Below are 25,201 nucleotides of genomic sequence, written 5' to 3' on the forward strand. Positions count from 1 at the left end.
ATCAATTTTATTCAGAGAGCCGTTCTGTGACCGTTAAACGACCCGTATCCGCAAGCCTTGCCTGGGCTTTCTTTTCGATCATTGTCTTATCCGCGCTGACCAGTACCGTCGCACTGCTGACGCTGGCCAGCAGCCAGCGTGATGCCGAGGCGATTAATATTGCGGGTTCGCTGCGCATGCAGAGCTATCGACTGGGCTATGAGATGCAGCGCAACAGCCCTTCCCTTGCCGCGCACCGCGAGCACTGGCAACAGACGTTGCGCGCGCCGGCACTGCAGAAGCTGGACCGCTGGTACGTCCCGGACAATGTTAACGCCCGCTTTCAGCAGCTGCAGGTGGCCTGGCAGGAGATGGATAAACGCATCGCCCGCGGCGACAGCGCCTGGTATCAGACCCACATTGAGGATTTTGTCGGCCGCATTGATGCCTTTGTGCTCGCCCTGCAGCACTACACCGAGCATAAAATTCAGACGGTGACCCTGCTCTCCCTGGCCGGCGCGCTGGGGATCCTGTTGCTGACGCTGTTTACCCTGCGCCGCATTCGTCGTCAGGTGGTGTTACCGCTTAACAATCTGGTGGCCGCCAGCGAACGGATTGAGCGCGGTGAATTTGCCACCCCTGCGCCGGATACCGCCCTGCCGAACGAACTGGGCCAGCTTTCGCGCGCCTTCAACCACATGTCCGGCGAGTTAGCGACGCTCTACCGCTCGCTTGAAGCCTCGGTGGCGGAAAAGACACGGCATTTGCATGACGCCCACCAGCAGCTCGACATGCTGTTCAAGTGCTCTCAGGCGCTGAATACCGGCCAGATAGACAGCCACTGTTTCCGGCATATCCTGCAGATTGTCCATGACTATACGCAGATGAACTATCTGGAACTGCGCACCAGCGACGACTGGCGGCTGTGTGAAGGGACGGCGTCACGCGACATCCCACTGCAAAACCTGCCGGTAGTGATGCAGGACACGCTCTACGGCGAGCTGCGCTGGCAAAGCGAGACGGACAGCGTCCCTCTCCCTCTGATGAGAAGCGTGGCGACCATGCTCGGGCGTGGACTGTACTTTAACCAGGCGCAGAAGCATTACCAGCAGCTGCTGCTGATGGAAGAGCGCGCCACCATTGCCCGCGAACTGCATGACTCGCTGGCGCAGGTGTTGTCGTATCTGCGCATTCAGCTTACGCTGCTGAAACGCGCCGTGCCGGAGGAGAACACCCCGGCGCAGACCATCATTACCGATTTCTCCCGCGAGCTGAACAACGCCTGGCAGCAGTTGCGCGAGTTGCTCACCACCTTCCGCCTGACGCTGAATCACGCGAATTTACCCGCGGCGTTGCAGGAGTCTCTTGACGCGCTGCAGAGCCAGACGCAGGCGAAGCTGCACCTTGACTGTCGCCTCTCCTCGCTGGCGCTCGACGCGCAAAAGCAGGTTCATCTGTTACAGATCGTGCGTGAGGCGGTGTTGAACGCCATTAAGCACGCGCAGGCCAGCGAGATCACCGTGAGCTGCGTGACGGCTGTGGACGGTACGCACCGCGTCAGCATTCGTGACAACGGCATCGGAATTGGCGAAGCCAGCGAGCCGCCGGGACACTACGGTCTGAACATTATGCGTGAACGCGCGCAACGGCTTGGGGGAGCACTGCACTTTTCGCAGCCACAAAACGGGGGCACGCTGGTCAGCGTCACGTTCCCCGTGCCGCAGGCACCGGCGGGTAAATAACAGTAAAGGAGGAAGCGCAGGGAAAAGCGCATGATAATTTACACTATCTCCTTTTTTTCTCCACGTTTGACCTGAGCCTTACCGCTAAAGTTATGCGGGCAATAAACAATAATGACGAGCAGCAAAACGAGGTCACTTTTTCATGGCGAATTTTTTTATCGATCGCCCCATTTTTGCCTGGGTAATTGCCATTCTGTTGTGTCTGACAGGTGTCCTGGCAATTACGTCACTTCCCGTTGAGCAATATCCCGATCTGGCCCCGCCTAACGTGCGTGTCACCGCAAACTACCCCGGCGCGTCCGCACAAACGCTGGAAAATACCGTGACGCAGGTTATCGAGCAGAACATGACGGGTCTGGATAACCTGATGTACATGTCCTCGCAAAGTAGCGCCACCGGTCAGGCAACGGTGACCCTGAGCTTCAAGGCAGGCACTGACCCGGATGAAGCGGTGCAGCAGGTACAAAACCAGCTGCAGTCGGCCATGCGCAAACTGCCCCAGGCGGTACAGAACCAGGGCGTGACCGTGCGTAAAACCGGCGACACCAATATTTTGACCATCGCGTTTGTCTCGACAGATGGCTCGATGGATAAACAGGATATCGCGGACTACGTCGCCAGTAATATTCAGGATCCGCTCAGCCGTATTAACGGCGTCGGGGATATCGACGCTTACGGTTCACAATATTCAATGCGCATCTGGCTCGATCCCAACAAGCTCAACAGCTACCAGATGACGGCAACCGACGTGACGGATGCCATCAAAGCCCAAAACGCCCAGATTGCCGTAGGGCAGCTCGGGGGAACCCCGTCCGTTGATAAACAGGCCCTGAACGCTACCATTAATTCGCAATCCCTGCTGCAGACGCCGGAGCAGTTCCGCAACATCACCCTGCGGGTGAATCAGGATGGGTCGGAAGTGCGTCTGGGCGATGTCGCCACGGTGGAAATGGGCGCAGAAAAGTACGACTACCTGAGCCGCTTTAATGGCAACCAGGCCTCCGGTCTGGGGATTAAGCTGGCCTCCGGCGCGAACGAAATGGCCACGGCGAAACTGGTGTTAGACCGTCTGGATGAGCTGTCGCAGTATTTCCCGCACGGGCTGGAGTACAAAGTCGCCTATGAAACCACCTCCTTCGTTAAAGCGTCGATTGAGGACGTGGTGAAAACCCTGCTGGAAGCCATCGCGCTGGTGTTCCTGGTCATGTACCTGTTCCTGCAAAACTTCCGCGCGACGCTGATCCCAACCATTGCCGTTCCTGTGGTGCTGCTCGGAACCTTTTCGGTGCTTTACGCGTTCGGCTATAGCATTAACACCCTGACAATGTTTGCGATGGTGCTGGCGATTGGCCTGCTGGTGGACGATGCCATCGTGGTGGTTGAAAACGTCGAGCGCATCATGAGCGAAGAAGGACTCTCTCCGCGCCAGGCGACGCGCAAATCGATGGGTCAAATTCAGGGGGCGCTAGTCGGTATTGCGATGGTGCTCTCGGCGGTCTTTATCCCGATGGCCTTCTTTGGCGGCACCACCGGGGCGATTTACCGTCAGTTCTCCATTACCATCGTCTCGGCAATGGTGCTCTCCGTGCTGGTAGCGCTGATCCTCACCCCCGCGCTGTGCGCCACCATCCTGAAACCACTGCATAAAGGGGAGCATCACGGTCAGAAAGGGTTCTTCGGCTGGTTTAACCGGATGTTCAACCGCAATGCCGCCCGGTATGAATCTGCCGTCGGTCGCGTGCTGCACCGCAGCCTGCGCTGGATGATGATTTACGTTGTGCTGCTGGGCGGGATGGTCTGGCTGTTCCTGCACCTGCCCACCTCATTCCTGCCGATGGAAGACCGGGGCATGTTCACCACCTCGGTGCAGCTCCCGAGTGGCGCAACGCAGCAGCAAACGCTGAAAGTGGTGCAGAAAGTGGAGCAGTACTTCTTCACCAAAGAGAAAGATAACGTGGTCTCCGTCTTCTCCACCGTCGGGTCCGGCCCGGGCGGGAACGGGCAAAACGTCGCCCGCATGTTCGTTCGCCTGAAGGACTGGGACGCGCGCGATAGCAAAACGGGAACATCGTTTGCCATTATCGAGCGTGCGACAAAAGCCTTTGCGCACATTAAAGAAGCCCGCGTCTTTGCCAGCAGCCCACCGGCCATCAGCGGGCTGGGCAGTTCCGCCGGGTTTGATATGGAGCTCCAGGATCACGCCGGTGCGGGCCATACGGCGCTGATGGCGGCGCGCGATAAGCTGCTGGCGCTCGCAGGCAACGATCCGGGCCTGACCCGCGTTCGCCATAACGGTCTGGATGACAGCCCGCAGCTTCAGGTGGATATCGATCAGCGCAAGGCGCAGGCGCTGGGCGTGTCGATTAACGATATCAACGACACCCTGCAAACGGCGTGGGGCTCGAGCTATGTGAATGACTTTATGGATCGCGGCCGCGTGAAAAAAGTGTATGTCCAGTCCGCCGCGCCATTCCGTATGCTGCCGGATGATATAAACCGCTGGTTTGTCAGAAACAGTGCCGGGGGAATGGTGCCGTTCTCTGCCTTTGCGACTTCACACTGGGAGAGCGGTTCGCCGCGTCTGGAGCGCTATAACGGCTATTCCGCGGTTGAAATCGTCGGGGAAGCCGCGCCAGGCGTGAGTACCGGTACGGCCATGGACATCATGGAAAAACTGGTGCAACAGCTGCCTGCCGGTTTTGGTCTGGAGTGGACGGCCATGTCTTATCAGGAGCGCCTCTCCGGAGCGCAGGCACCGGCACTTTACGCGCTCTCTCTGCTGGTGGTCTTCCTCTGTCTTGCCGCACTGTATGAAAGCTGGTCAGTGCCGTTCTCGGTCATGCTGGTGGTGCCCCTTGGTGTCATTGGCGCCCTGCTCGCCACCTGGATGCGTGGTCTGGAAAACGATGTCTACTTCCAGGTCGGGCTGCTCACCGTGATTGGGCTGTCGGCGAAAAACGCCATTCTGATCGTTGAGTTTGCCAACGAGATGAATGCCAAAGGCCACGAGCTGATGGCCGCCACGCTGCACGCCTGCCGTCAGCGCCTGCGCCCGATCCTGATGACCTCGCTGGCGTTTGTTTTTGGCGTACTGCCGATGGCAACCAGCACTGGCGCAGGCTCCAGCAGCCAGCATGCGGTCGGCACAGGGGTCATGGGCGGTATGATTTCGGCGACCGTCCTGGCCATCTATTTTGTTCCGCTGTTCTTTGTGCTGGTGCGTCGCCGCTTCCCGCTAAAGGAACGTCCGGAGTAAGTGGTTGAAATAAAAAAAGGCGGCTTATTCGGCCGCCTTTTTATTGTGTGATTTATTCACACTATGGTTATTTTACTTATTTAAGTGCTCTTGCAATTCTTACTGAATGTCATTTACGAAGCATGCCTTCGATAAAATCTTTCCAGTTCCCCAGTTCACGTTCAATCATAACAACCTCTCTTATTATTATGCGCATTCTACAAAAACGTATCATCATTGTGAAGACTATTTAACCAATTGCTGCGATTGTACCCCACGTCATACGGGGATTTATGATAAATATGAACGGAGAGCCCTCAATTTTTTGTGACGGCCAGCAATATTCTGAAATAACCCTACGGACGGGTGAGTTTTATTTTACCCGCTGAGTTTATTCGACATTTAAAGCTTATGGACATCTATGCTTAAAGGATGAAAGAATATTCAGCGTACAGTTGTTAGTTGAATTAAGATGACGCATAAATCCAGACGATTCCTGAATGTGTTATATTCCACTTAAGGATATATCTTCGAATTTACTGAACATTTAATCACCAGAACGACAAAAGGATTCACCATGGTTGTGATGTACGGCATTAAAAATTGCGACACCATCAAAAAAGCCCGCCGCTGGCTGGAGGCGAACAACGTAGAGTACCGTTTCCACGATTACCGTGCCGATGGGCTTGATGCAGAATTTCTGCATACCGCTATCGACGAGCTGGGCTGGGAAGCCTTGCTGAATACCCGCGGCACCACCTGGCGTAAACTGGATGAATCTCTTCGCGCCAGCATCAATGACGCCGACAGCGCGGCAAAACTGATGCTCGACATGCCGGCAATCATCAAACGCCCATTGCTCTGCGCGCCAGGGAAGCCTATGCTGCTGGGTTTCAGTGAAACCCTTTATTCCGACTTTATTCGTTGAGGTGTAGTTTATGTCATGCCCGGTCATTGAGCTGACTCAGCAGCTTATTCGCCGTCCTTCCCTTAGCCCGGACGACGCAGGTTGTCAGGCATTAATGATTGAGCGCCTGCGCGCTATCGGTTTTACCGTGGAGCGTATGGATTTTGGCGACACCCAGAATTTCTGGGCCTGGCGCGGCCAGGGCGAAACGCTGGCCTTTGCCGGACATACTGACGTGGTGCCCGCTGGCGATGCGGACCGCTGGATCAATCCCCCGTTTGAACCCACCATCCGCGATGGCATGCTGTTCGGCCGCGGGGCGGCAGACATGAAAGGCTCGCTGGCGGCGATGGTGGTAGCGGCTGAGCGCTTTGTCGCGCAACATCCGAACCACAAAAACCGGCTCGCGTTTCTGATCACCTCTGACGAAGAAGCCAGCGCCCATAACGGCACCGTAAAGGTTGTTGAGGCGCTGATGGCCCGCAACGAGCGCCTGGACTACTGCCTGGTGGGTGAGCCGTCCAGTACCGAAGTGGTGGGTGATGTGGTGAAAAATGGCCGCCGTGGCTCGCTGACCTGTAACCTGACCATTCACGGCGTTCAGGGGCACGTTGCGTATCCGCATCTGGCTGATAATCCGGTTCATCGCGCTGCGCCGATGCTGAGCGAGCTGGTGGCGATTGAGTGGGATAAAGGCAACGAGTTCTTCCCACCGACCAGCATGCAGATTGCGAACGTCAAAGCCGGAACCGGCAGCAATAACGTGATCCCGGGGGATTACTTCGTCCAGTTCAACTTCCGCTTTAGCACGGAACTGACCGACGAGATGATCAAGGCGCGCGTTATCGCCCTGCTGGAAAAATATAATCTGCGCTACACCGTGGACTGGTGGCTTTCCGGCCAGCCGTTCCTGACACAGCGCGGCAAGCTGGTGGATGCGGTGGTCAACGCCATCGAGCACTATAATGAAATTAAGCCACAGTTGCTGACAACGGGTGGCACCTCAGACGGACGCTTTATCGCCCGTATGGGCGCCCAGGTTGTCGAACTGGGACCAGTGAACGCGACCATTCATAAAATCAATGAGTGTGTTAATGCGGCAGATTTACAACTGCTGGCCCGTATGTATCAACGTATTATGGAGCAACTCGTCGCCTGACGAACGCTCTGAGAGGAATAGCGAATGGACTGGCTTTCAAAGTACTGGTGGGTTCTGGTGTTGGTTTTTCTGGTCGGCGTATTGCTGAACGTGATTAAAGACCTTAAGCGCGTTGACCATAAAAAATTTCTCGCCAACAAACCGGATCTTCCCCCGCACCGCGATTTTAACGACAAGTGGGACGATGACGACGACTGGCCGAAGAAGGACCAGAAGAAGTAATCGGTCTGTATCCCCTCTCCTGTGGAGAGGGGATAACCTCACATAAACTCAACAATATTATCATTATCCGGCTTACCGCCGCTGAGCGCTTCATCAAAGTAGTGCTTCGGTACGGTATAGCGCAGATGGTCGAGTGCGAACTGCATGCTACGGTCATCAATCGCGTGGCCCAGATCGTCAACGATATCCAGCGTCACATCTCCCCCTTCGCGAATCAGCGCTTCCTGTGCGGCGACCGCATGCGAGAGCTCAATCACCCGGTCTTCCCCACCGTGGATCAGGTGGATAGTCGTCTGCGTGGTCGCGTGGGTCGGTAGTGTCGCAAAACGGCCGTTAAACGCGATCACCCGTGAAACCAGACCCGGCTGCGCTTTTACGCTTTCCAGCGACATGATTGACCCCTGTGAGAAACCTATCAGGGCGGTTGCGTCGGCCCCCACGCCGCTCTGCTGCTGCCAGTAGCGGACAATGTCGATAAACGTGGGCATGATGGCATCAATGCGCGCCTGACGGTTCTCTTCCGTCACCCCCTGAACAGAGAACCACTGCCGTCCATTCGGACCACACGGCTCGACGCCACCGATGCTGACAATCAGTGCCTGCGGAAAAACCGGCGCAAACCAGCTGCCGATCTGCCCCATATTGACGGCATTATCGCCAACACCATGAAACAGAAGCAGTAACTGTTTAGCCGGTTTGTCAGGGCTTTGAACAACAAAATGGTCATGTTTCATGGTGGTCTCCTTAATAGATGACCTGGATTCTACGCCTCGCGGCGGGAATGACCATGCCACTTTACTGAAGAAGTCATTGAAAAAATTGCCATTGCAAAATGGCTTCTTTCAGCTGCTGGCAGCGGAGAGAGTCAAGACTTTCAAGCGCTTGCGCCGTTTCACTGCGCAACTTTACCAGCAGCGCTTTTTGTCCGATGTCTTCCGTTTTCCCTTCCATCTTCCCCCGCAGTGCCGGAAGCGGCATATCGACGGCGAGCAACAACCGTGTCAACGCGGCAACCGACGTGGAAAACGCGCGATGCGCAAAAGCAAACCCCGCCAGTTCCAGCCAGTCGTCATGATTAAGCGTAGCTTCCCACTCATCTTCCACCGGGATCTTTTCACCGCTCCAGGCCGATAACACCCGCGCATCGCGCTTCAGACGCTGCTGCGCCTGCTGACACAGCTGATGCCCAGCCTCACTCTGCGCCAGCAGCGCCATCGCGGTGTAACAACCGCTGCTGGCTTCACGGTGGCTTCCCATCCGCACCAGCACAAAGCCGCACTGCTGCCAGAAACGCCAAAGCTCTTCGGTATAACCAAAGCTCACCGACAGATAATCCTCCCCGCTGGCGCTGCGAATAAGCGCCTGACCAATTCCTTCCCGCTGACGGTGAGGATGTACGGCAATACGGGTCACCCTTCGGCCTCTGAGCGTTGCCGCCAGCGGAGAGCCGCCGTGCGCCGCCAGAGACTGCGCCACCAGGTTTCCACGAGGACGGCGGAACCCCGCCCACACCGCGCGGCTAAGCGCAGGGGACAACCCGCCCTCCTCCACCAGCCACAGCGCTCCGGCGATGACCGGGTTCGCTTCGGCGACAGCAAACTGTTGCCCGGGCGCGTCCATCATGCGGCGTAAATCGAGCGGCGAGGTGCGATAATGCGCCGCACAGAGCAGCTCATAGACGCTAGCGACCAGCGCCGGACGGCGTTCCCATGCCGCGGGGGTCAGAGAGGTGATACGCACCTCGCCTTCCGGACGGCGGTCAAGCAGCGTGTCGTCAAACAGCAGCGCGCTGGCCACGATCCGCTCAAGCGGACAACCTGCCGCCCAGCGTACCGGCGTTGATAAGCTGTAGCGCTGCAACCCGGCAAACCGACCGCAGAACTTGAGCAAGAATCCCCTGCCCGTCCCTTCATATCCCTGCACCGTGGTGGTCAACAGCACGCGAGGGAAACGGCTCACCAGCTTTTCCAGCAGCGGGCCGGGGATCGCGGCAGCTTCATCGACAATCAGCCAGTCAGCCTGATGCGAAGAAGCTAACAGCGCGTCCGGGGCCATAAAATGAAAACGCTCTCCGGCAAAGCGGGCGATACTTTCTGTCGCCCCTTTCGTCGGTGCGGTGACGACGGCGCTGCCCGCAATACGATGGAGTAACATTCCCGCCAGGGCCGACTTACCGCGCCCGCGCGCGGCGGTAACGGCCACGATGCCCCGCGGCATTTTCTGAAGAACGTCCAGGATCGCCGCCTGCTCGCGCTGCGGCGCGCCGCTGGCTGGGCGCCAGTCTGGAGCATCGGGTAAAGGCGGAAGGGATAAATCGCTGCCCTGAAGCCAGACAATCGCGTCGGGGTCGGCGGCAAGGGTCCGGCAGAAATGGTGGACAAAATGCGGCGTGGCTATCGCTTCGGCGCTGTCGCTCCAGCGCAGGGAATCACGGTCAGGAAACCCGGCCCACGCCTCAAGCGGCGGAACCCGCAGCACCAGAAGGCTCCCGGCGCTCAGCGTTCCGCTCAGCGCGGCGAACGCGGCAACATCGAACCCGCAGCACGCGTCAAAAACAGCATGCCGGAACTCGCGTCCCAGCAGGCTACTGATGGCTTTTGAAGGATGTTCGTCAAGCCTTACCCAGTCTCCGGGTAGAGCGTCACGCAGCGCTTCTGCCTGGGCTAAGCTCCACTGCGCATCGCCGCTGAGCACCACCAGCCGACGATGGCCAGTGCGCTCAAGCTCGCTTATCAGCTGTTCAAAGCGCAGCATTACATCGCTTTGCCGAAGGTATTACACTGCGCCGGATCGCCACTGTCGAAACCGCGTTTAAACCAGCTATAGCGCTGTTGCGAGGTGCCATGCGTGAAGCTGTCCGGCACGACGCGCCCCTGGCTCTGCTGCTGAAGACGATCGTCACCGATAGCCTGAGCGGCATTTAACGCCTCTTCAAGATCGCCGGATTCCAGAACGCCCTGCTGCTGCATGCTGTGGCCCCAGACGCCCGCGAAGCAGTCCGCCTGCAGCTCCATTTTAACGGAGAGGCGGTTCACGTCGGCCTGAGAGGCATTTTGCTGAAGCTGGCGTACTTTTGGCTCAATCCCCAACAGTTTTTGCACGTGATGGCCGACTTCATGTGCGATCACGTAGCCCTGGGCGAAATCGCCGTCCGCGCCAAGCTTGCGTTTCATGTCATCGTAAAAAGAGAGATCGATATAAACGGTGCCGTCTGCCGGGCAGTAGAACGGCCCCATTACCGATTGCCCGGTACCGCAACCGGTGCGGGTTGCCCCCCGGTACATCACCAGTTTCGGCTGCTGGTAGGTACGCCCCATCTTCTCGAACAGCTGACTCCAGGTGTCTTCTGTTGTGGCGAGAATAACGGAGGTAAATTTAGCCGCTTCATCTTCATTCGGGCTGATGGAGCGCTGAGAATGTTGCTGCTGTTGCAGCGGCTGACCGGTCATTAACCCGGTGAGATCGACGCCGTAATATCCCGCCACCAGCACGACAATCAGCAGGATTATCCCGCCCTTTCCGCTGGGTAACCGGAAGCCGGGCCCGCCCATTGAAGGACCGCCACCACCATCACTGCGTCTGTCTTCTACATTGTCACTTTCACGACGCCCTTGCCAGCGCATAACCACCTCGAACTATTCCATTAATAATAGCTATGATCGTAGGCGGTTAACGGCAAGATTACCATAGGAAACAAAGGTAAGAGGCCAAAGGATGCAAACATCCTTTGGCAAGTGAGGGAGTTAGTTGAGCTTAACGCCTAAACGGTGAGCAACCGCTTCGTAAGCTTCAATCAGGCCACCCAGGCTCTGGCGGAAACGGTCTTTGTCCATTTTATCCAGCGTTTCTTTGTCCCACAGGCGGCTACCGTCCGGCGAGAACTCATCGCCCAGCACCACTTCGCCTTTAAACAGACCAAACTCCAGTTTGAAATCGACGAGGATCAGGCCCGCGTCATCAAACAATTTTTTCAGCACGTCGTTGGCTTTGTAGGTCAGCTCTTTCATGCGCGCCAGGTTCTCTTTATTCACCCAGCCGAAGGTTTCGCAGTAGGAATCATTGACCATCGGATCGTGCATCGCGTCGTTTTTCAGGAACAGGTCGAACAGCGGTGGATTCAGTTCGATACCTTCTTCAATGCCCAGACGCTTCACCAGGGAGCCCGCTGCACGGTTACGAATCACGCACTCAACCGGAACCATATCCAGTTTTTTCACCAGACATTCCGTATCGGACAGCAACGCTTCCATCTGAGTCGGGATACCCGCTTCGGCCAGTTTGGTCATAATGAAATGGTTGAACTTGTTGTTCACCATGCCTTTACGATCGAACTGCTCAATGCGAGCGCCATCCCCTGCTGACGTATCATTGCGGAACTCGAGCACCAACAGATCCGGGTTTTCCGTGCTGTATACGGTCTTCGCTTTGCCACGATACAACTCAGCTTGCTTCTGCATCTTCATTACTCCTGGTGTGATGATTTGTGTTCAAAACTGGGCATATTATGCCACGCACACGTTTGCGTAGCACGAAAATAAAAAGGGCTGGATTCACCAGCCCTCGTTTTTATTTGCTGAATGCCGCCTGGAAGACAGCGACCAGCGCATCGTTCTGCGACTGGGTCAGCGTGTGACCTTTTGGATCGATAAACTGCAGACTGCTGCGGTTATCAAGGTCACCGACCTGAATCTTGTAGTCACCGGAGGCAAGCTGAGGATCTTTCGCACCCAGCTCCTGCCACGCGCTGTCGGAGAGCGGCTTGTAGGTTGCCGTCATGCTGCCGGTTGAACGCGTGCTGTCGGTGACCTTCATGCCCACTTTTTCCAGGGTCGCTGGCAGACGCTGCCAGGTCTGGTTAAACGGTGCACGCACCACCAGCATTGGCAGACCGGTATCATCCGCACCGCTTTGCACATCGAAGGTCACGCCATTGCGGCTCTGCGCGGCGTTGGCGGCATCGGTGGCAGTCTTATCGAGACCTGCGGCAATCACGTTCAGCATTTCGGTGCTGTAACGCTGCAGGGACGCGGCATCTGCAACCGGTTTACCCGCCTGCTCCAGGTTCAACAGCTTCACGTTAACCGCTTGCTGATACCCCTGTGGTTTGACGGAGACTTGATAGCGGCCGCGGTACTGCTGATCTTCATCCAGACGGTTCCATTCGATCCAGTCGGTGGTTAACGTCTGGCTGGCGTCATCGCGTTTATCGATGGTGTAGTTCTTCGACTGAATAACGCTGACAACCTGCGGCCACAGGGTGCTACCGCGCGCGCTCTCAACCATCAGAGACGCGGTATCACCGGTGAACTGGGTACGCGCCCCGCTCACCAGCGCCAGAGGCTGTGCTGGCGGACGAATATCAAGCGCTTTACCGACCAGGCCGCTGCCGTTGGTCACGGGGATATTATAATCGCCGTTCTGAATCGGCAGGATCATACCAGCCGGTGCGTGAAGTTCAGCAAGCGGGGTCGCATCCAGATAGGATTCATCACCGCTCACCTGGCGCTTGTAGCGCGAGTCTGAACTACAGGCAGCGAGCAGCATAACAAGCGAAACACTCGCAACCTTCGCCAGGCGCGACTTCTGTACTGAATAAGCCATCAAATCTCCCTAAACTTTACAGCAAACCGGCATGCTTCAGCGCTGCCCTGACGATATCACGACCGTGGTCGGTAATCGGTGTCATTGGCAGACGCAGCGTATCGGTTGCTACAAGCCCCAACTCCTTACACGCCCATTTCACGGGGATCGGATTGGGTTCGACAAATAATTTATTGTGCAGCGGCATCAGACGCTGATTAATGACACGCGCTTCATCAAAGTGACCGGCGGCGGCCAGTTTGCACATTTCAGCCATATCGCGCGCCGCAACGTTTGCCGTTACGGAGATCACGCCATGGCCACCGAGCTGCATAAAGTCCAGCGCGGTCGCATCATCACCGCTCAACAGGATAAAGTCGTCTGAAACCAGCTCTTTGATCTGATGAACGCGGCTTAAGTTCCCTGTCGCCTCTTTAATACCGATAATATTTTTTACTTCCGAGAGACGACCAACGGTTTCCGGCAGCATATCGCAGCCGGTACGGGACGGCACATTATACAGAATTTGTGGCAAGTCAGTATGTTCAGCGATGGCTTTGAAGTGCTGGAACAAACCTTCCTGGGTAGGACGGTTGTAATAAGGGGTCACCGTCAGACAGCCGACAATGCCGCTGTCGTTAAAACGTTTAGTCAGGCTGATCGCTTCTGCGGTTGCATTTGCCCCTGTCCCCGCGATGACCGGAATACGTCCGTCAGCCAGTTCGAGGGTCAGCATAACCACATCACCGTGCTCATCGTGGCTCAGCGTTGCAGATTCACCGGTAGTCCCTACCGAAACGATCGCCGAGGTTCCATTGGCGACATGGTAATCAATCAGCTTCTTCATGCTAGACCGGCAGACGTTACCTTTTTCATCCATCGGTGTTACAAGCGCGACAATACTTCCCGTGAACATGAGCCATCCTCTGTGCGAACAAGAGTCTCAATGGTACGTTTGGAACTGTAATAAAAGCAAGCGACCTGAGGCCCTCAGGCGGTTGTATGCATGTTTTTTTTATGCTTTCCTTAGGAAGACTTAACCATGCAAAGGAAGAACAGGTTTGACAACCTCATCACAACATTACCTGGTTATCACTGCGCTGGGTGCCGACAGGCCGGGTATCGTGAACACCATCACGCGTCACGTGAGCAGCTGCGGCTGTAATATCGAAGACAGCCGTCTGGCGATGCTGGGCGAAGAGTTCACGTTTATTATGCTGCTGTCCGGAACATGGAATGCCATTACGCTTATCGAATCCACCCTGCCGCTGAAAGGCGCGGAGCTGGATTTGCTCATCGTGATGAAACGTACCACCGCGCGCCCACGTCCGGCCATGCCCGCTACCGTCTGGGTGCAGGTTGAAGTCCCTGATTCCCCCCATCTGATCGAGCGCTTTACCGCGCTGTTTGACAGCCATCAGATGAACATCGCCGAGCTCGTTTCCCGCACACAGCCGGGCGACGAGAACACCGTACCCACGCTCTTTATTCAGATTACCGCACACAGCCCTGCTTCACAGGATGCGTCAAATATCGAGCAAGCGTTCAAAGCCCTCTGTACAGAATTAAACGCGCAGGGCAGTATAAGCGTCGTAAATTATTCGCAGCACGAACAGGATGGAGTTGAGTAATGAATCCACTGAAAGCCGGTGACATCGCACCGAAATTTAGCTTACCGGATCAAGACGGCGAGCAAGTAAATTTGACCGACTTCCAGGGACAGCGTGTTCTGGTCTATTTCTACCCGAAAGCCATGACCCCCGGCTGCACCGTACAGGCCTGCGGCTTACGCGACAACATGGACGAGTTGAAAAAAGCCGGCGTGGAAGTGCTGGGTATCAGCACGGATAAACCCGAAAAGCTGTCACGATTTGCTGAAAAAGAGCTGCTGAACTTCACGCTGCTTTCTGATGAAGATCATCAGGTGTGCGAACAGTTCGGCATCTGGGGCGAGAAGACGTTTATGGGTAAAACCTACGACGGCATTCACCGCATCAGCTTCCTGATCGACGCTGACGGTAAAATTGAACACGTGTTTGACGACTTCAAAACCAGCAACCACCACGATGTAGTGTTGAACTGGCTGAAACAAAGTGCCTGAAAGTGAGTGTCGGGTGGCGGCTTCGCCTTACCCGACCTTCTCCCTCTCCCTGTGGGAGAGGGTCGGGGTGAGGGCATCAGGCCGCACAAAATCTACTTCTCCTCCACCGCTGGCACATCCGGCCACGCGTGCACCACCGCTTTAATCAGCGTCGCCAGCGGAATGGCAAAGAACACGCCCCAGAATCCCCACAGCCCGCCGAAAATCACCACCGACAGAATAATCACCAGCGGATGCAGGTTCACCGCTTCGGAGAACAGCACCGGTACCAGCAGGTTACCGTCCAGCCCCTGAATAATCAGGTACACCGCGAAGCAGCTCCAGAACTCAGTTCCCAGGCCAAACTGGAACAGCGCGACGCCAACCACCGGAATGGTCACCACAAACGCGCCGATGTACGGAATCAGAACCGACAGCCCCACCAGCACCGCCAGCAGCAGCGAGTAGTTCAGACCGAAGATCAGGAATCCAATCCAGGTGGCGACCCCCACGACGATCATCTCCAGCACCTTGCCGCGAATGTAGTTAGTGATCTGCTGGTTCATCTCTTCCCAGACCTGCCCCGCCAGACCGCGATTGCGCGGCAGAATACGCCGAACGGCGTTGAGCATCTGGTCTTTATCTTTTACCAGGAAGAAGACCATCAGCGGCACGAGCACCAGATAGACCGCCAGGGTAAGCAGCCCCACCAGCGACGCCAGAGAGTACTTCACCACCGAATCACCCATAGTCATGATGCGGGCGCGCATATTTTCCGCCATCGCGTCGATGATCCCGGCATCCATCAGGGCCGGGTAACGGCGCGGCAGCGTGGCGGCGAAATCAGAAAGCTTATTCAGCATGCCGGGCATATCGCGGATCAGGTAGATCCCCTGCTGCCAGGCCACCGGCATCACCACGAAGGCCATCAACAGCAGGATACCGACAAACAGCACCAGGACGATGCTGGCCGCCCAGCGACGGGAACAGCCAATATGTTCCAGACGCGCCGTTGGCCACTCCAGCAGGTAGGCCAGCACAATCGCCACCAGCAGAGGGGCGAGCAGACCGCTGAAGAAGAACAGAATACCGAACCCGGCAACCAGAATAACCAGCAGAGCAATGGCCTCCGGGTCGCTGAACCGGCGCCGGTACCACTGCATTAACATTTCGAGCATACAACCCTTCCCTGAATCGAATGGCGGGAGTGAGACGGTGAATTGTATCTAACTGTCACAAAAAAGACTTTCGCTTTTTGTATCCCGGTCACAATCCGCAAAAGCATGATGAATGGGATTTTCTTCATGCGGCAACACGGCTACACTCGCTGGGCAGCAGAGATGAACGATATGCCGCTTCATCGGTCAAATTAGCACATCCAATATACAGGACAGTGGTTATGTTCAGGCAGTTGAGAAAAACACTGGTTGCAACACTGATTGCCGCAGTGACGGTCGGTCAGGTATTACCCGCTTTTGCTGACTCGTCCGATTCATTGCCGGACATGGGCACCACAGCAGGAAGCACGCTCTCGATTGGGCAAGAGATGCAAATGGGCGATTACTATGTTCGCCAGCTGCGCGGCAGCGCTCCGCTGATTAACGACCCTTTGCTGGTACAGTACATCAACGGGCTGGGGATGCGTCTGGTGGCGCACGCCGACTCGGTAAAAACGCCGTTCCACTTCTATTTGATTAATAATGACGAAATCAACGCCTTCGCCTTCTTTGGCGGTAACGTGGTGCTGCATTCGGCGTTATTCCGTTACTCAGACAACGAAAGCCAGCTGGCCTCGGTGATGGCGCACGAAATTTCGCACGTCACGCAGCGCCACCTGGCGCGTGCGATGGAAGACCAGAAGCGTAACGCACCGCTCACCTGGGTGGGCGCACTGGGCTCTATTCTGCTGGCAATGGCCAGCCCGCAGGCCGGGATGGCAGCCTTAACCGGTACGCTGGCCGGTACGCGTCAGGGAATGATCAGCTTTACCCAGCAAAACGAGCAGGAAGCGGACCGCATCGGCATCCAGGTGCTGCAGCGCTCGGGCTTCGACCCGCAGGCCATGCCGAGCTTCCTGGAAAAACTGCTCGATCAGGCCCGTTATTCTTCCCGCCCACCGGAAATTCTGCTCACGCACCCGTTACCGGAAAGCCGTCTGTCAGATGCGCGTAACCGTGCCAACCAGATGCGTCCGGTGGTGGTCCAGTCTTCGCAGGATTTCTACATGGCGAAAGTGAGAACGCTGGGGATGTACAATTCCGGACGTAACCAGCTCACCAGCGACCTGCTGGATGCCCTGGCGAAAGGCAACGTGCGTGAGAAAAACGCCGCGCAGTATGGCCAGGCGCTGCAGGCGATGGAAGCCAGTAAATACGACGAGGCGCGTAAAGCGCTGCAGCCGCTTCTGGCCGCCGATCCGAATAACCCGTGGTATCTCGATTTGTCCACGGATATCGATCTGGGTCAGAAGAAACCTGCCGATGCGATTAACCGCCTGAAAGGGGCGAAAGACGTTCGTACCAACCCGGTACTGCAGCTTAACCTGGCGAACGCTTACTTACAGGGCGGCCAGCCTGGGGAAGCGGCGACCATTCTGAACCGCTACACCTTTAATAATAAAGACGATCAAAACGGCTGGGACCTACTTGCTCAGGCTGAAGCCCAACTGGGCAACCGCGATCAGGAGCTGGCGGCGCGCGCCGAAGGCTTTGCCCTGGTGGGGCGCCTCGATCAGGCGATTTCCACACTTAGCAGCGCCAGCGCGCAGGTCAAACTCGGCAGCCTCCAGCAGGCCCGTTACGACGCGCGTATCGATCAGCTGCGCGGCCTGCAGCAGCGCTTTAAGCCGTACGAGAAGATGTAATAAAGGAGAATGTACGTCATGACAGATGCCGTAAAAATCTATCACAACCCTAGCTGCTCCAAGAGCCGCGATACCCTGAGCCTGCTGAAATCTAACGGCGTTGAGCCTGAGGTAGTGCTGTATCTCGACACCCCGCCTGATGCCCAAACCCTCCGTCAGCTGCTACACATGCTGGGGATGGGCAGTGCACGAGAGCTGATGCGCAAGAAAGAAGATCTGTATAAGTCGCTTAACCTGGACGACAGCCGCCTCACCGAAGCCGAGCTGGTTCAGGCCATGGTTGAAAATCCAAAGCTGATTGAACGACCTATTGTGGTGGCCAACGGCCAGGCACGCATTGGTCGCCCGCCGGAAGATGTGCTCGAGATCCTCTAATCGTTACGCCGCAGCGCTTCCAGAAAGGCCTGCGGCGTGCTTTCACCTAACGTCTTCTGCGCTTTTCCCCGGTTGTAACTCTCACACAGTTGAATCAACAGCTCCCCGACAGGCGTCGTTTTCACCTGCGGAATAATGTCCTGCAAGGGTACCGCGACCTGCACCGCCCGGGAGGCCCGGGGATGCACGTTGATGGCAATTTCACTGTCCGGCAGGGTGACCTCAAAACCAAAAGTCTCAACAGATTGTACAGGGGCCGGACAGGCCTCAAGCAGCGCCTGCGTCCATCGCGTCAACAGCTGCGGCGACAACCCTGCATAGAGCCGCGCATAGCACCAGCCGCTCACCGGCTCCCGCGCCCACAGCAGATGTTGCTCCCCACCGTCGTCCATATGAAGCGATAACGGCAAATGATGCAGCATCAGTTGCTGAGGCACGATACCGGCCTTCAGCGCTTTTTTACCGCGCAGCGGCGCACGTTTCGGTTTGGCGCCAGCGGGTTTGAGATAGCGATTCAGCGTTGCCCGGGACACGCGGATCCCCAGTACGTTATTAACCAGAAGCAGCAGTTCATCCAGCGGCGCGTTCAGGATGTCGCGCAGCGCATTCACCAGCACAGCCTGCTCTTGTCTCATCGCTTTGTGTATCACTTTTGGCGTTGTCTGCTTATCTGAAACCTGCTCACGGTTGCGCCAGCGCCTGACGGTGGTGATGGAGATCCCCAGCTCAGTCGCCAGCTCTCTGTCGCTCTTATCGGACTGCTGGAGATAACGGCGAATACGTGGCGTGGTGGTGGCATTAGCATGCAGTTTAATTTCCATCGCAACAATTCCATTAACTAATCATATGAGATTTATATAGCACACGCGGTTGCTTTGTGACCGATTTCACCTTTCGCCCGCCACGCTTCACTGATAATCCACAGACATAACATAAACCGCACCACTCAATCTTGTACGGAGTTCACAATGAACAATGTTCTGGGATTTCTCGAAGCAAAGCTGATGCCGCTGGCAGCCAAAACGGCACAGCAGCGTCACCTCGGGGCCATTCGCGGCGCCTACGTGTCGTTCATGCCGTTTATCATTGTCGGTTCGATTCTGCTGGTGATCTCGTCATTCCCGAATCAAACCTATCAGCAGTTTATGTCTCAGGCCTTTGGTGAGAGCTGGAGCGCCATCATCGAAATTCCGTTCAACGCGGTGTTCTCCACCATGTCGCTGTTTATCAGTTTCCTGGTGGCGTTCCGCCTGGCCGAACACTACGGCGAAGACCGCATCTCCTGCGGCATCCTGGCGCTGGTTGCGTTTCTGATCCTGACGCCGTTTATCAAAGTGGCGGAGAACGGCGGGATTACCGTGATGCCGGTGGAGTGGATTGGCAGTAAAGGACTGTTCGTGGCGATGATTGGCTCGCTGCTGTGGACGGAGCTGTTCTGCTGGCTGAAGCGCAAAAATCTGGTCATCAAAATGCCGGACGGCGTGCCGCCTGCGGTACAGGAGTCGTTCGCCGCGCTGATCCCGGCGCTGCTGGTGATGATCCTGGTGCTGGTTATCCGCATCGTCTTTGAGAACACCCATTACAACACGATCCATCAGTTTATTTATGAGGTTGTGGCCACGCCGGTACGCCACTACGGCACCTCTTACTTTGGCGCGCTGATGACGGTGTTCAGCATTACCATTCTGTGGTCAGTGGGCATTAACTCCGGCTCGATGATTAACGGCATTATTCGTCCCCTGTGGATGGAGAACCAGACTGATAACATCGCCGCCATTCAGGCTGGCACCACGCCGCCGCATATCATTACTGAACAGTTTTTTGACATGATCTGGATGGGTGGCGCAGGGGCCACGCTGTCGCTGGTGATTGCGATGCTGATTTTCGCCCGCAGCAAAAACATGCGTGAAGTCGCCCGCCTGGGCGCGGGGGCGTCGGTGTTTAACATCAACGAACCGATTCTGTTCGGTCTGCCGGTAATCATGAACCCGATCATGCTTATCCCCTTCAATCTTGTGCCGCTGGTGCTGGTGAGCGTGCAGTACGCAGCGATGAAAATTGGCGCGGTCGCCGTAACCACCGGGGTGTTTATCCCGTGGACGCTGCCGCCGGTGATCAGCGGTTTTATCGTCACCGGGCACCTCAGCGGCAGCGTGATGCAGCTTATCAATCTGCTGATTGGCGCCATGCTGTATCTGCCTTTCATGCGCATTGTGGACAAGCAGTACCGCGCGGCGGAAGTGGCGACCGTTACGCAAACCGACACGACACTTGCAAAACAGGAGTAAAGCATGTGGGGAATTATCGCCACCTGGCGAATGGCGCTTGAAGGCGTCACAGAGTCTGCCTCTGCGCTGGCTGCGGGAAAACCGGTCTCTGCGGCAGTGGTGGATGCCGTTGCCGCCGTCGAAGATTTTCCGTTTTATAAATCCGTCGGCTACGGTGGGTTACCTACTGAAAACGGCGAGGTTGAGCTGGACGCGGCGTACATGGACGGCGACACGCTGGCGTTTGGTGCCGTGGGTAATCTGGTGGATATCGCCAACCCGGTGCGCGTGGCGCAGGCGCTCAGCCGTCAGCGGTATAACAGCCTTTTGGTCGGCCAGGGGGCGCGCGAATGGGCCCTGAGCCAGGGCTTTGCGGACAAAACCATGCTCACAGACCGCGCCATGCAGCATTACCGCAAGCGCTGCCGGGAGACGCTGGATAAAGGCCTAAGCCCGTACGACGGCCACGACACCGTCGGGATTATCGGCCTCGACAAACAGGGCTCCATGAGCGTCGCCACCTCCACCAGCGGCCTGTTTATGAAAAAACGCGGTCGACTCGGCGATTCGCCGATTATCGGCTCCGGCTTTTACTGTGACAGCGAAACCGGCGCCGCCACCGCCACGGGCGTGGGGGAAGATCTGATGAAAGGCTGTACCAGCTACGAAATTGTTCGCCGCATGGCCCAGGGCATGACGCCCCAGCAGGCAGCGGATTCGGTGGTGTTTGAGCTGGAAGACAAGCTGATGTCGCGCTTTGGCCGCGCGGGAGATCTCTCCGTGGTGTGCATGAATAATAAAGGCGAGTTCGGCGCGGCGACCAATATCAAAACCTTCTCGTTTGTGGTCGCCACCGCCCGCCAGCCGCTGACCGTGTTTCGCGCCGAGCGCCGGCAGGAAAAGACGCATTATCAGGCCGTGGATGAAGCATGGATGCAGGCCTACGCTGCGCGGATCCGCGCGCCGATTGAGGAGCAATAATGATTACCTGGCAACTGACAACCACCCTTTCCAACACCAGACCACACGGTCACCTCATCGCCCGGACCGCCTGTCCATTACTGCCGGACACCCCGCTTATCGCGGAGATGCGCGGACAGCACGGGGTTGCCGATACCCGTTTTGGCTGCGCCCCTTTTGCACGGATCACACTGGTGCCGGATGCGCTCTGGCAGGACAGCCTCACTGAAGGATTACTGACGGCACTGCGCCCCCTGCTGGCCTCCCCTGTCAGCCCTGATATGATCATCGACGTCACCCATATCGACGACGTTGTGCTGGCGCAGGTGCTGCGCTTTCTCTTCAACCAGGCGCACCGTCTTAGCGACCTGCAGTTGAAGCGCCCCGACGATACGCCAGCGCGTCTGCACCACGTTACCGCTCTTTGCCTGCCGGAACAGCAGGACAAGCTGGAAGCTATCTTCCGCCAGCAGCAGGCCATTAGCCGGGGCATGATCTTTGCGCGTCGTCTGGCGGATATCCCTTCCGATCGCTGTACGCCACAGTTTGTGGTCGAAGAGGCGAAAAAATTGGCCGCCGACGTCCCTGCCCTGCGGTGTGAGGTGCTGGATGAAAAGCAGATCGTTGCGCAGGATCTGGGGCTACTTCATGCCGTCGGTAAAGGCGCTTCCTGTCCGCCGCGGCTGCTGGCCATTCACTATGAGGGTGTTTCTGACGGTCCGGTGCGTTGCTACGTAGGTAAAGGCATCACCTTCGATACCGGTGGTCTGTGGCTGAAGGAAGGCGCCGGCATGTACACCATGAAGTACGACATGTGCGGGGCGGCCAACGTACTGGGCCTGATGCTTGCCGTCGCAGAACTTGGTCTTCCCGTTCGCATCATGGGCGTGCTGGCGCTGGCGGAAAACGCGATAGGTCCGGACGCCATGCAGCCCGGCACGGTCGCGCGGGCCTGCAACGGCACAACGGTTGAAATCAACAACACCGATGCCGAAGGTCGACTGGTGCTGGCAGACGCGATTGCCTGGGCCAGCCTGCGCCATCCCCGGGCGCGCTATATTATTGATATGGCGACGCTAACGGGTGCGGTGGTCAAAGCGCTGGGGTATGAGCTGAGCGGGTTAATGACCCAGGATGAACCGCTGCGCAAGGCGCTGACGCAGGCGGGGAAACAGAGCGGCGACGAAGTGTGGTCCCTGCCGCTGGACGCGCGGCTGAAAAAGCAGACCGACAGCGCCATCGCCGATCTGTGCAACACCCCAACCAACAATGCGGCAATCAGCGCCTCGGCGGCGTGGCTGCTGCATCACTTCTGCCCGCCGACGATCCCGTGGGCGCATCTGGATATTAGCGGTACGGCGCTGTGGCGTGAAAACGGCAGGAGCGTGGCGTCAGGGAGGCCGATTCCGCTTTTGGTGGAGCACTTGCTGGGGGATCTTTAGCCGGGTGGCGGCTGCGCCTTACCCGGCCTACAAATATTTCTCCCTCTCCCCGTGGGAGAGGGTTGGGGTGAGGGCATCAACCCGCCGCGATTCCCGTAGGCCCGGTAAGCGCAGCGCCACCGGGCAACAAAACTCAAAGCTTCAGAATATCTTTCACAAACGGAATGGTCAGCTTGCGCTGGGCGGTGATGGACGCGCGATCGAGCTGATCGAGCGTGTCGAACAGCGTGCGCATTTCGCGGTCCAGACGCTTAAGCAGGAAACGACCCACGTCCTCCGGCAGCTCAAAGCCACGCTGCTTTGCGCGCAGTTGTAACGCCTGCAGTTTGTCTTCATCGGACAGTGGCTGCAGCTTATAGATTTGCCCCCAGTCCAGACGCGATGCCAAATCCGGCAGCCCCAGATTAAGCTGGCGCGGCGGACGATCGCCGGTGATCAAGAGCCGGGTTTTGCCCGATTCCAGAATGCGGTTATAGAGGTTAAAGATCGCCATTTCCCACGGCTCATCCCCCGCCACGCATTCGATATTATCGATGCAGACCAGGGAGAGGTGTTCCATTCCCTCCAGCACGTCAGGCACAAACCAGGTACGCTTATCCAGCGGCACATAGCCTACCGCATCACCCCGGGCGGAGAGTTCCGCACAGGCGGCATGCAACAGGTGGCTGCGCCCTGCGCCTTCGCGTGACCAGATATAGATGTATCCGCTGTGATCCTGGCGCAGCACGTTTTGCAGTGCAGCCAGTAAAGAGGGGTTATCACCCGGCCAGAAACTCGCGAAAGTTTCGTCGTCAGGGAGATAGAGTGGCAGAGAGAGCTGTGCCGGTCCGTTCAGAAGTACCTCAACCAGATCTTACATAAAATCGGCATGGAGTTTAACACGGAACCTGCAAGGAGAGAACCGGGCGATCCTTCGCCCGATTATACACGTCATCCTTCAAGCTGCCTCTGCGTTGGCTGCATCTGCTCACCCCAGTCACTTACTTGAGTAAGCTCCTGGGGATTCTCAGATTTGCCGCCTTGATGCAGCTTGAATGATTTAGTGTATATAAGATCAATGTGACGCTTTTTCGCTTTCGTCGGCGTCCAGCACCACCTCTTCCGGGCGGATCACGGAGATCAGCTTGAAAATCAGGCTCAGGCCCACGCCAACGATGGTCGCCAGCGCCATCCCCTTCAGCTCGGCCGCACCGATGTGCACCTTGGCGCCGCTCACGCCGATGATCAGGATAACGGAGGTCAGGATCAGGTTCTGCGCTTTGCTGTAATCCACTTTGGACTCGATCAGCACGCGAATACCGGATGCGCCGATCACGCCGTACAGCAGCAGAGAGACACCGCCCATCACCGGCACCGGGATGATCTGGATCGCCGCCGCCAGTTTACCGACGCAGGAAAGCAGAATGGCAATGATCGCCGCGCCGCCGATAACCCAGGTACTGTAAACGCGGGTGATCGCCATGACGCCAATATTCTCACCGTAGGTGGTGTTTGGTGTGGAGCCAAAGAACCCTGAGATAATGGTCGAGAAGCCGTTGGCAAACATAGAACGGTGCAGACCCGGGTCGCGGATCAAATCGCGCTTGACGATGTTCGCCGTCACCACCAGGTGACCAACGTGTTCAGCAATAACCACCAGCGCGGCAGGCAGAATGGTGAAGATAGCAAACCATTCGAAGCGTGGCGTGTAGAAGGTTGGCAGGGCGAACCAGTGCGCCTGAGCGATTGGCGTGGTATCGACAACGCCCATCACGAAGGAGAGTGCATAGCCCGCCAGAACGCCGATCAGGATCGGGATAATCGCCATAAAACCGCGGAACAGCACGGAGCCAAACACCGTCACGCCCAGGGTCACCAGCGAGATGATGATGGTTTTGGAATCCGGTGACTGGCCGTCAGCAGGCAGCAGACCGGCCATATTGGCCGCCACGCCCGCAAGCTCGAGACCGATAACGGCAACGATGGCGCCCATTGCCGCAGGCGGGAACATCACGTCCAGCCAGCCGGTACCGGCTTTCTTCACAATGAAAGAGACCAGGCAGAACAGCACGCCACACATGATAAACCCGCCCAGCGCCACTTCATAACCCAGCGGCAGCAGCAGCAACACCGGCGAGATAAAGGCAAAGCTCGATCCCAGATACGCAGGGATTTTGCCTTTACAGATAAAGAGGTACAGCAGCGTACCAATACCGTTGAACAGCAGCACGGTAGCCGGGTTAATGTGAAACAGGATTGGCACCAGCACGGTTGCGCCAAACATGGCGAACAGGTGCTGCAAACTAAGCGGGATTGTCTGTAAAAGCGGCGGTCTTTCACTCACCCCGATAGCACGGCGCGTCATAGTGTTTTCCTCTGAGATGGTTAGTTATGTGTGTTTTATTCAAAAA

General features: G+C 57.0%; 23 protein-coding genes. 12 read left to right on the forward strand and 11 right to left on the reverse strand.

Features of this window, described 5'->3' with window-relative positions; all coding sequences use genetic code 11:
- Nucleotides 1–26 precede the first annotated feature (26 nt).
- Together narQ and acrD are read left to right on the forward strand one after the other, a co-directional pair.
- The gene (gene narQ / locus SP99_RS16200; RefSeq protein ID WP_047959840.1) at nt 27–1,721 is read left to right on the forward strand and encodes a nitrate/nitrite two-component system sensor histidine kinase NarQ; all 1,695 of its coding nucleotides are present in this window, start codon (nt 27–29) and stop codon (nt 1,719–1,721) included.
- Nucleotides 1,722–1,863: 142 nt separating this feature from the next.
- Nucleotides 1,864–4,977 (forward strand): multidrug efflux RND transporter permease AcrD, encoded by a 3,114-nt coding sequence (gene acrD / locus SP99_RS16205; protein ID WP_045286569.1) that lies wholly within the window; start codon nt 1,864–1,866, stop codon nt 4,975–4,977.
- Between the two features lie 109 nt (nt 4,978–5,086).
- On the opposite strand, the gene ypfM is transcribed toward acrD, so the two are convergent.
- Nucleotides 5,087–5,146 (reverse strand): protein YpfM, encoded by a 60-nt coding sequence (ypfM, locus tag SP99_RS24740; protein WP_015572204.1) that lies wholly within the window; start codon nt 5,144–5,146, stop codon nt 5,087–5,089.
- A 387-nt stretch (nt 5,147–5,533) separates the two neighbouring features.
- Between ypfM and SP99_RS16210 the strand changes: the two genes are divergently transcribed.
- The 3 genes from SP99_RS16210 to SP99_RS16220 are packed head-to-tail and all read left to right on the forward strand — an operon-like array spanning nt 5,534 to nt 7,244.
- Entirely contained in the window at nt 5,534–5,884 is a 351-nt protein-coding gene (locus SP99_RS16210) for an ArsC family reductase (RefSeq protein ID WP_045284553.1), read from the forward strand.
- A gap of 10 nt (nt 5,885–5,894) precedes the next feature.
- Nucleotides 5,895–7,022, forward strand: coding sequence for a succinyl-diaminopimelate desuccinylase (gene dapE, locus SP99_RS16215; protein WP_025758963.1), 1,128 nt, complete (start codon nt 5,895–5,897; stop codon nt 7,020–7,022).
- Between the two features lie 24 nt (nt 7,023–7,046).
- A complete protein-coding gene (locus tag SP99_RS16220) occupies nt 7,047–7,244 on the forward strand; it encodes a YpfN family protein (RefSeq protein ID WP_008501627.1) in 198 nt (65 codons plus the stop codon).
- 38 nt (nt 7,245–7,282) lie between these two features.
- On the opposite strand, the gene ypfH is transcribed toward SP99_RS16220, so the two are convergent.
- From ypfH to dapA, 6 genes are all read right to left on the reverse strand, one after another.
- A complete protein-coding gene (gene ypfH, locus SP99_RS16225; protein WP_047959193.1) occupies nt 7,283–7,978 on the reverse strand; it encodes an esterase in 696 nt (231 codons plus the stop codon).
- A gap of 73 nt (nt 7,979–8,051) precedes the next feature.
- Nucleotides 8,052–9,998 (reverse strand): tRNA(Met) cytidine acetyltransferase TmcA, encoded by a 1,947-nt coding sequence (locus SP99_RS16230; protein ID WP_047959194.1) that lies wholly within the window; start codon nt 9,996–9,998, stop codon nt 8,052–8,054.
- Nucleotides 9,998–10,867, reverse strand: coding sequence for a KPN_02809 family neutral zinc metallopeptidase (gene ypfJ / locus SP99_RS16235; protein WP_047959195.1), 870 nt, complete (start codon nt 10,865–10,867; stop codon nt 9,998–10,000). The genes SP99_RS16230 and ypfJ overlap by 1 nt, the downstream gene beginning before the upstream one ends.
- A 120-nt stretch (nt 10,868–10,987) precedes the next feature.
- A complete protein-coding gene (gene purC, locus SP99_RS16240) occupies nt 10,988–11,701 on the reverse strand; it encodes a phosphoribosylaminoimidazolesuccinocarboxamide synthase (protein ID WP_047959196.1) in 714 nt (237 codons plus the stop codon).
- Between the two features lie 109 nt (nt 11,702–11,810).
- Nucleotides 11,811–12,845, reverse strand: coding sequence for an outer membrane protein assembly factor BamC (gene bamC, locus SP99_RS16245; protein ID WP_047959197.1), 1,035 nt, complete (start codon nt 12,843–12,845; stop codon nt 11,811–11,813).
- A 16-nt stretch (nt 12,846–12,861) separates the two neighbouring features.
- Nucleotides 12,862–13,740, reverse strand: coding sequence for a 4-hydroxy-tetrahydrodipicolinate synthase (gene dapA, locus SP99_RS16250; RefSeq protein WP_008501633.1), 879 nt, complete (start codon nt 13,738–13,740; stop codon nt 12,862–12,864).
- Nucleotides 13,741–13,885: 145 nt separating this feature from the next.
- Between dapA and SP99_RS16255 the strand changes: the two genes are divergently transcribed.
- Together SP99_RS16255 and bcp are read left to right on the forward strand one after the other, a co-directional pair.
- Complete coding sequence (locus SP99_RS16255) at nt 13,886–14,455, forward strand: glycine cleavage system transcriptional repressor (RefSeq protein ID WP_025758958.1); 570 nt, start codon at nt 13,886–13,888, stop codon at nt 14,453–14,455.
- Complete coding sequence (bcp, locus tag SP99_RS16260; protein WP_025758956.1) at nt 14,455–14,925, forward strand: thioredoxin-dependent thiol peroxidase; 471 nt, start codon at nt 14,455–14,457, stop codon at nt 14,923–14,925. The genes SP99_RS16255 and bcp overlap by 1 nt, the downstream gene beginning before the upstream one ends.
- 92 nt (nt 14,926–15,017) lie before the next feature.
- Here the strand turns inward: bcp and SP99_RS16265 are convergent, their stop codons facing one another.
- Nucleotides 15,018–16,082 (reverse strand): AI-2E family transporter, encoded by a 1,065-nt coding sequence (locus tag SP99_RS16265; RefSeq protein ID WP_045284556.1) that lies wholly within the window; start codon nt 16,080–16,082, stop codon nt 15,018–15,020.
- A 221-nt stretch (nt 16,083–16,303) separates the two neighbouring features.
- On the opposite strand from SP99_RS16265, the gene bepA reads away from it, so the two are divergent.
- Complete coding sequence (gene bepA, locus SP99_RS16270) at nt 16,304–17,767, forward strand: beta-barrel assembly-enhancing protease (protein WP_045284557.1); 1,464 nt, start codon at nt 16,304–16,306, stop codon at nt 17,765–17,767.
- Nucleotides 17,768–17,785: 18 nt separating this feature from the next.
- Complete coding sequence (arsC, locus tag SP99_RS16275) at nt 17,786–18,142, forward strand: arsenate reductase (glutaredoxin) (protein WP_047959198.1); 357 nt, start codon at nt 17,786–17,788, stop codon at nt 18,140–18,142.
- Here arsC and SP99_RS16280 read toward each other — a convergent pair.
- Complete coding sequence (locus tag SP99_RS16280) at nt 18,139–18,963, reverse strand: homeodomain-like domain protein (protein WP_047959199.1); 825 nt, start codon at nt 18,961–18,963, stop codon at nt 18,139–18,141. The genes arsC and SP99_RS16280 overlap by 4 nt on opposite strands.
- 147 nt (nt 18,964–19,110) lie before the next feature.
- On the opposite strand from SP99_RS16280, the gene celB reads away from it, so the two are divergent.
- From celB to SP99_RS16295, 3 genes are read left to right on the forward strand one after another with little or no spacing between them, the layout of a single operon-like run.
- Nucleotides 19,111–20,430, forward strand: coding sequence for a PTS cellobiose transporter subunit IIC (gene celB, locus SP99_RS16285; RefSeq protein WP_025758948.1), 1,320 nt, complete (start codon nt 19,111–19,113; stop codon nt 20,428–20,430).
- Nucleotides 20,431–20,433: 3 nt separating this feature from the next.
- Complete coding sequence (locus tag SP99_RS16290) at nt 20,434–21,390, forward strand: glycosylasparaginase (RefSeq protein ID WP_047959200.1); 957 nt, start codon at nt 20,434–20,436, stop codon at nt 21,388–21,390.
- A complete protein-coding gene (locus SP99_RS16295; RefSeq protein WP_047959201.1) occupies nt 21,390–22,811 on the forward strand; it encodes a leucyl aminopeptidase family protein in 1,422 nt (473 codons plus the stop codon). Before SP99_RS16290 ends, SP99_RS16295 begins: the two co-directional genes overlap by 1 nt.
- Nucleotides 22,812–22,944: 133 nt before the next feature.
- On the opposite strand, the gene SP99_RS16300 is transcribed toward SP99_RS16295, so the two are convergent.
- On the reverse strand, nt 22,945–23,646 hold the full coding sequence (locus tag SP99_RS16300) for a DnaA inactivator Hda (protein ID WP_216821201.1): 702 nt from the start codon (nt 23,644–23,646) through the stop codon (nt 22,945–22,947).
- A gap of 219 nt (nt 23,647–23,865) precedes the next feature.
- Nucleotides 23,866–25,155: a uracil permease gene (gene uraA, locus SP99_RS16305; RefSeq protein WP_013098238.1), complete on the reverse strand. Its 1,290-nt coding sequence runs from the start codon at nt 25,153–25,155 to the stop codon at nt 23,866–23,868.
- Between the last annotated feature and the right edge of the window lie 46 nt (nt 25,156–25,201).

Source organism: Enterobacter sp. BIDMC92 (genome assembly GCF_001030225.1).
GTDB classification, from domain to species: Bacteria; Pseudomonadota; Gammaproteobacteria; order Enterobacterales; family Enterobacteriaceae; genus Enterobacter; species Enterobacter sichuanensis.

Bases quoted from the DNA above. Each gene is read 5' to 3' on its own strand.
- acrD (WP_045286569.1), top strand. From the start codon at position 1,864: ATGGCGAATTTTTTTATCGATCGCCCCATTTTTGCCTGGGTAATTGCC.
- SP99_RS16210 (WP_045284553.1), top strand. From the start codon at position 5,534: ATGGTTGTGATGTACGGCATTAAAAATTGCGACACCATCAAAAAAGCC.
- dapE (WP_025758963.1), top strand. From the start codon at position 5,895: ATGTCATGCCCGGTCATTGAGCTGACTCAGCAGCTTATTCGCCGTCCT.
- SP99_RS16220 (WP_008501627.1), top strand. From the start codon at position 7,047: ATGGACTGGCTTTCAAAGTACTGGTGGGTTCTGGTGTTGGTTTTTCTG.
- ypfH (WP_047959193.1), bottom strand. From the start codon at position 7,978: ATGAAACATGACCATTTTGTTGTTCAAAGCCCTGACAAACCGGCTAAA.
- SP99_RS16230 (WP_047959194.1), bottom strand. From the start codon at position 9,998: ATGCTGCGCTTTGAACAGCTGATAAGCGAGCTTGAGCGCACTGGCCAT.
- ypfJ (WP_047959195.1), bottom strand. From the start codon at position 10,867: ATGCGCTGGCAAGGGCGTCGTGAAAGTGACAATGTAGAAGACAGACGC.
- purC (WP_047959196.1), bottom strand. From the start codon at position 11,701: ATGCAGAAGCAAGCTGAGTTGTATCGTGGCAAAGCGAAGACCGTATAC.
- bamC (WP_047959197.1), bottom strand. From the start codon at position 12,845: ATGGCTTATTCAGTACAGAAGTCGCGCCTGGCGAAGGTTGCGAGTGTT.
- dapA (WP_008501633.1), bottom strand. From the start codon at position 13,740: ATGTTCACGGGAAGTATTGTCGCGCTTGTAACACCGATGGATGAAAAA.
- bcp (WP_025758956.1), top strand. From the start codon at position 14,455: ATGAATCCACTGAAAGCCGGTGACATCGCACCGAAATTTAGCTTACCG.
- SP99_RS16265 (WP_045284556.1), bottom strand. From the start codon at position 16,082: ATGCTCGAAATGTTAATGCAGTGGTACCGGCGCCGGTTCAGCGACCCG.
- bepA (WP_045284557.1), top strand. From the start codon at position 16,304: ATGTTCAGGCAGTTGAGAAAAACACTGGTTGCAACACTGATTGCCGCA.
- arsC (WP_047959198.1), top strand. From the start codon at position 17,786: ATGACAGATGCCGTAAAAATCTATCACAACCCTAGCTGCTCCAAGAGC.
- SP99_RS16280 (WP_047959199.1), bottom strand. From the start codon at position 18,963: ATGGAAATTAAACTGCATGCTAATGCCACCACCACGCCACGTATTCGC.
- celB (WP_025758948.1), top strand. From the start codon at position 19,111: ATGAACAATGTTCTGGGATTTCTCGAAGCAAAGCTGATGCCGCTGGCA.
- SP99_RS16290 (WP_047959200.1), top strand. From the start codon at position 20,434: ATGTGGGGAATTATCGCCACCTGGCGAATGGCGCTTGAAGGCGTCACA.
- SP99_RS16295 (WP_047959201.1), top strand. From the start codon at position 21,390: ATGATTACCTGGCAACTGACAACCACCCTTTCCAACACCAGACCACAC.
- uraA (WP_013098238.1), bottom strand. From the start codon at position 25,155: ATGACGCGCCGTGCTATCGGGGTGAGTGAAAGACCGCCGCTTTTACAG.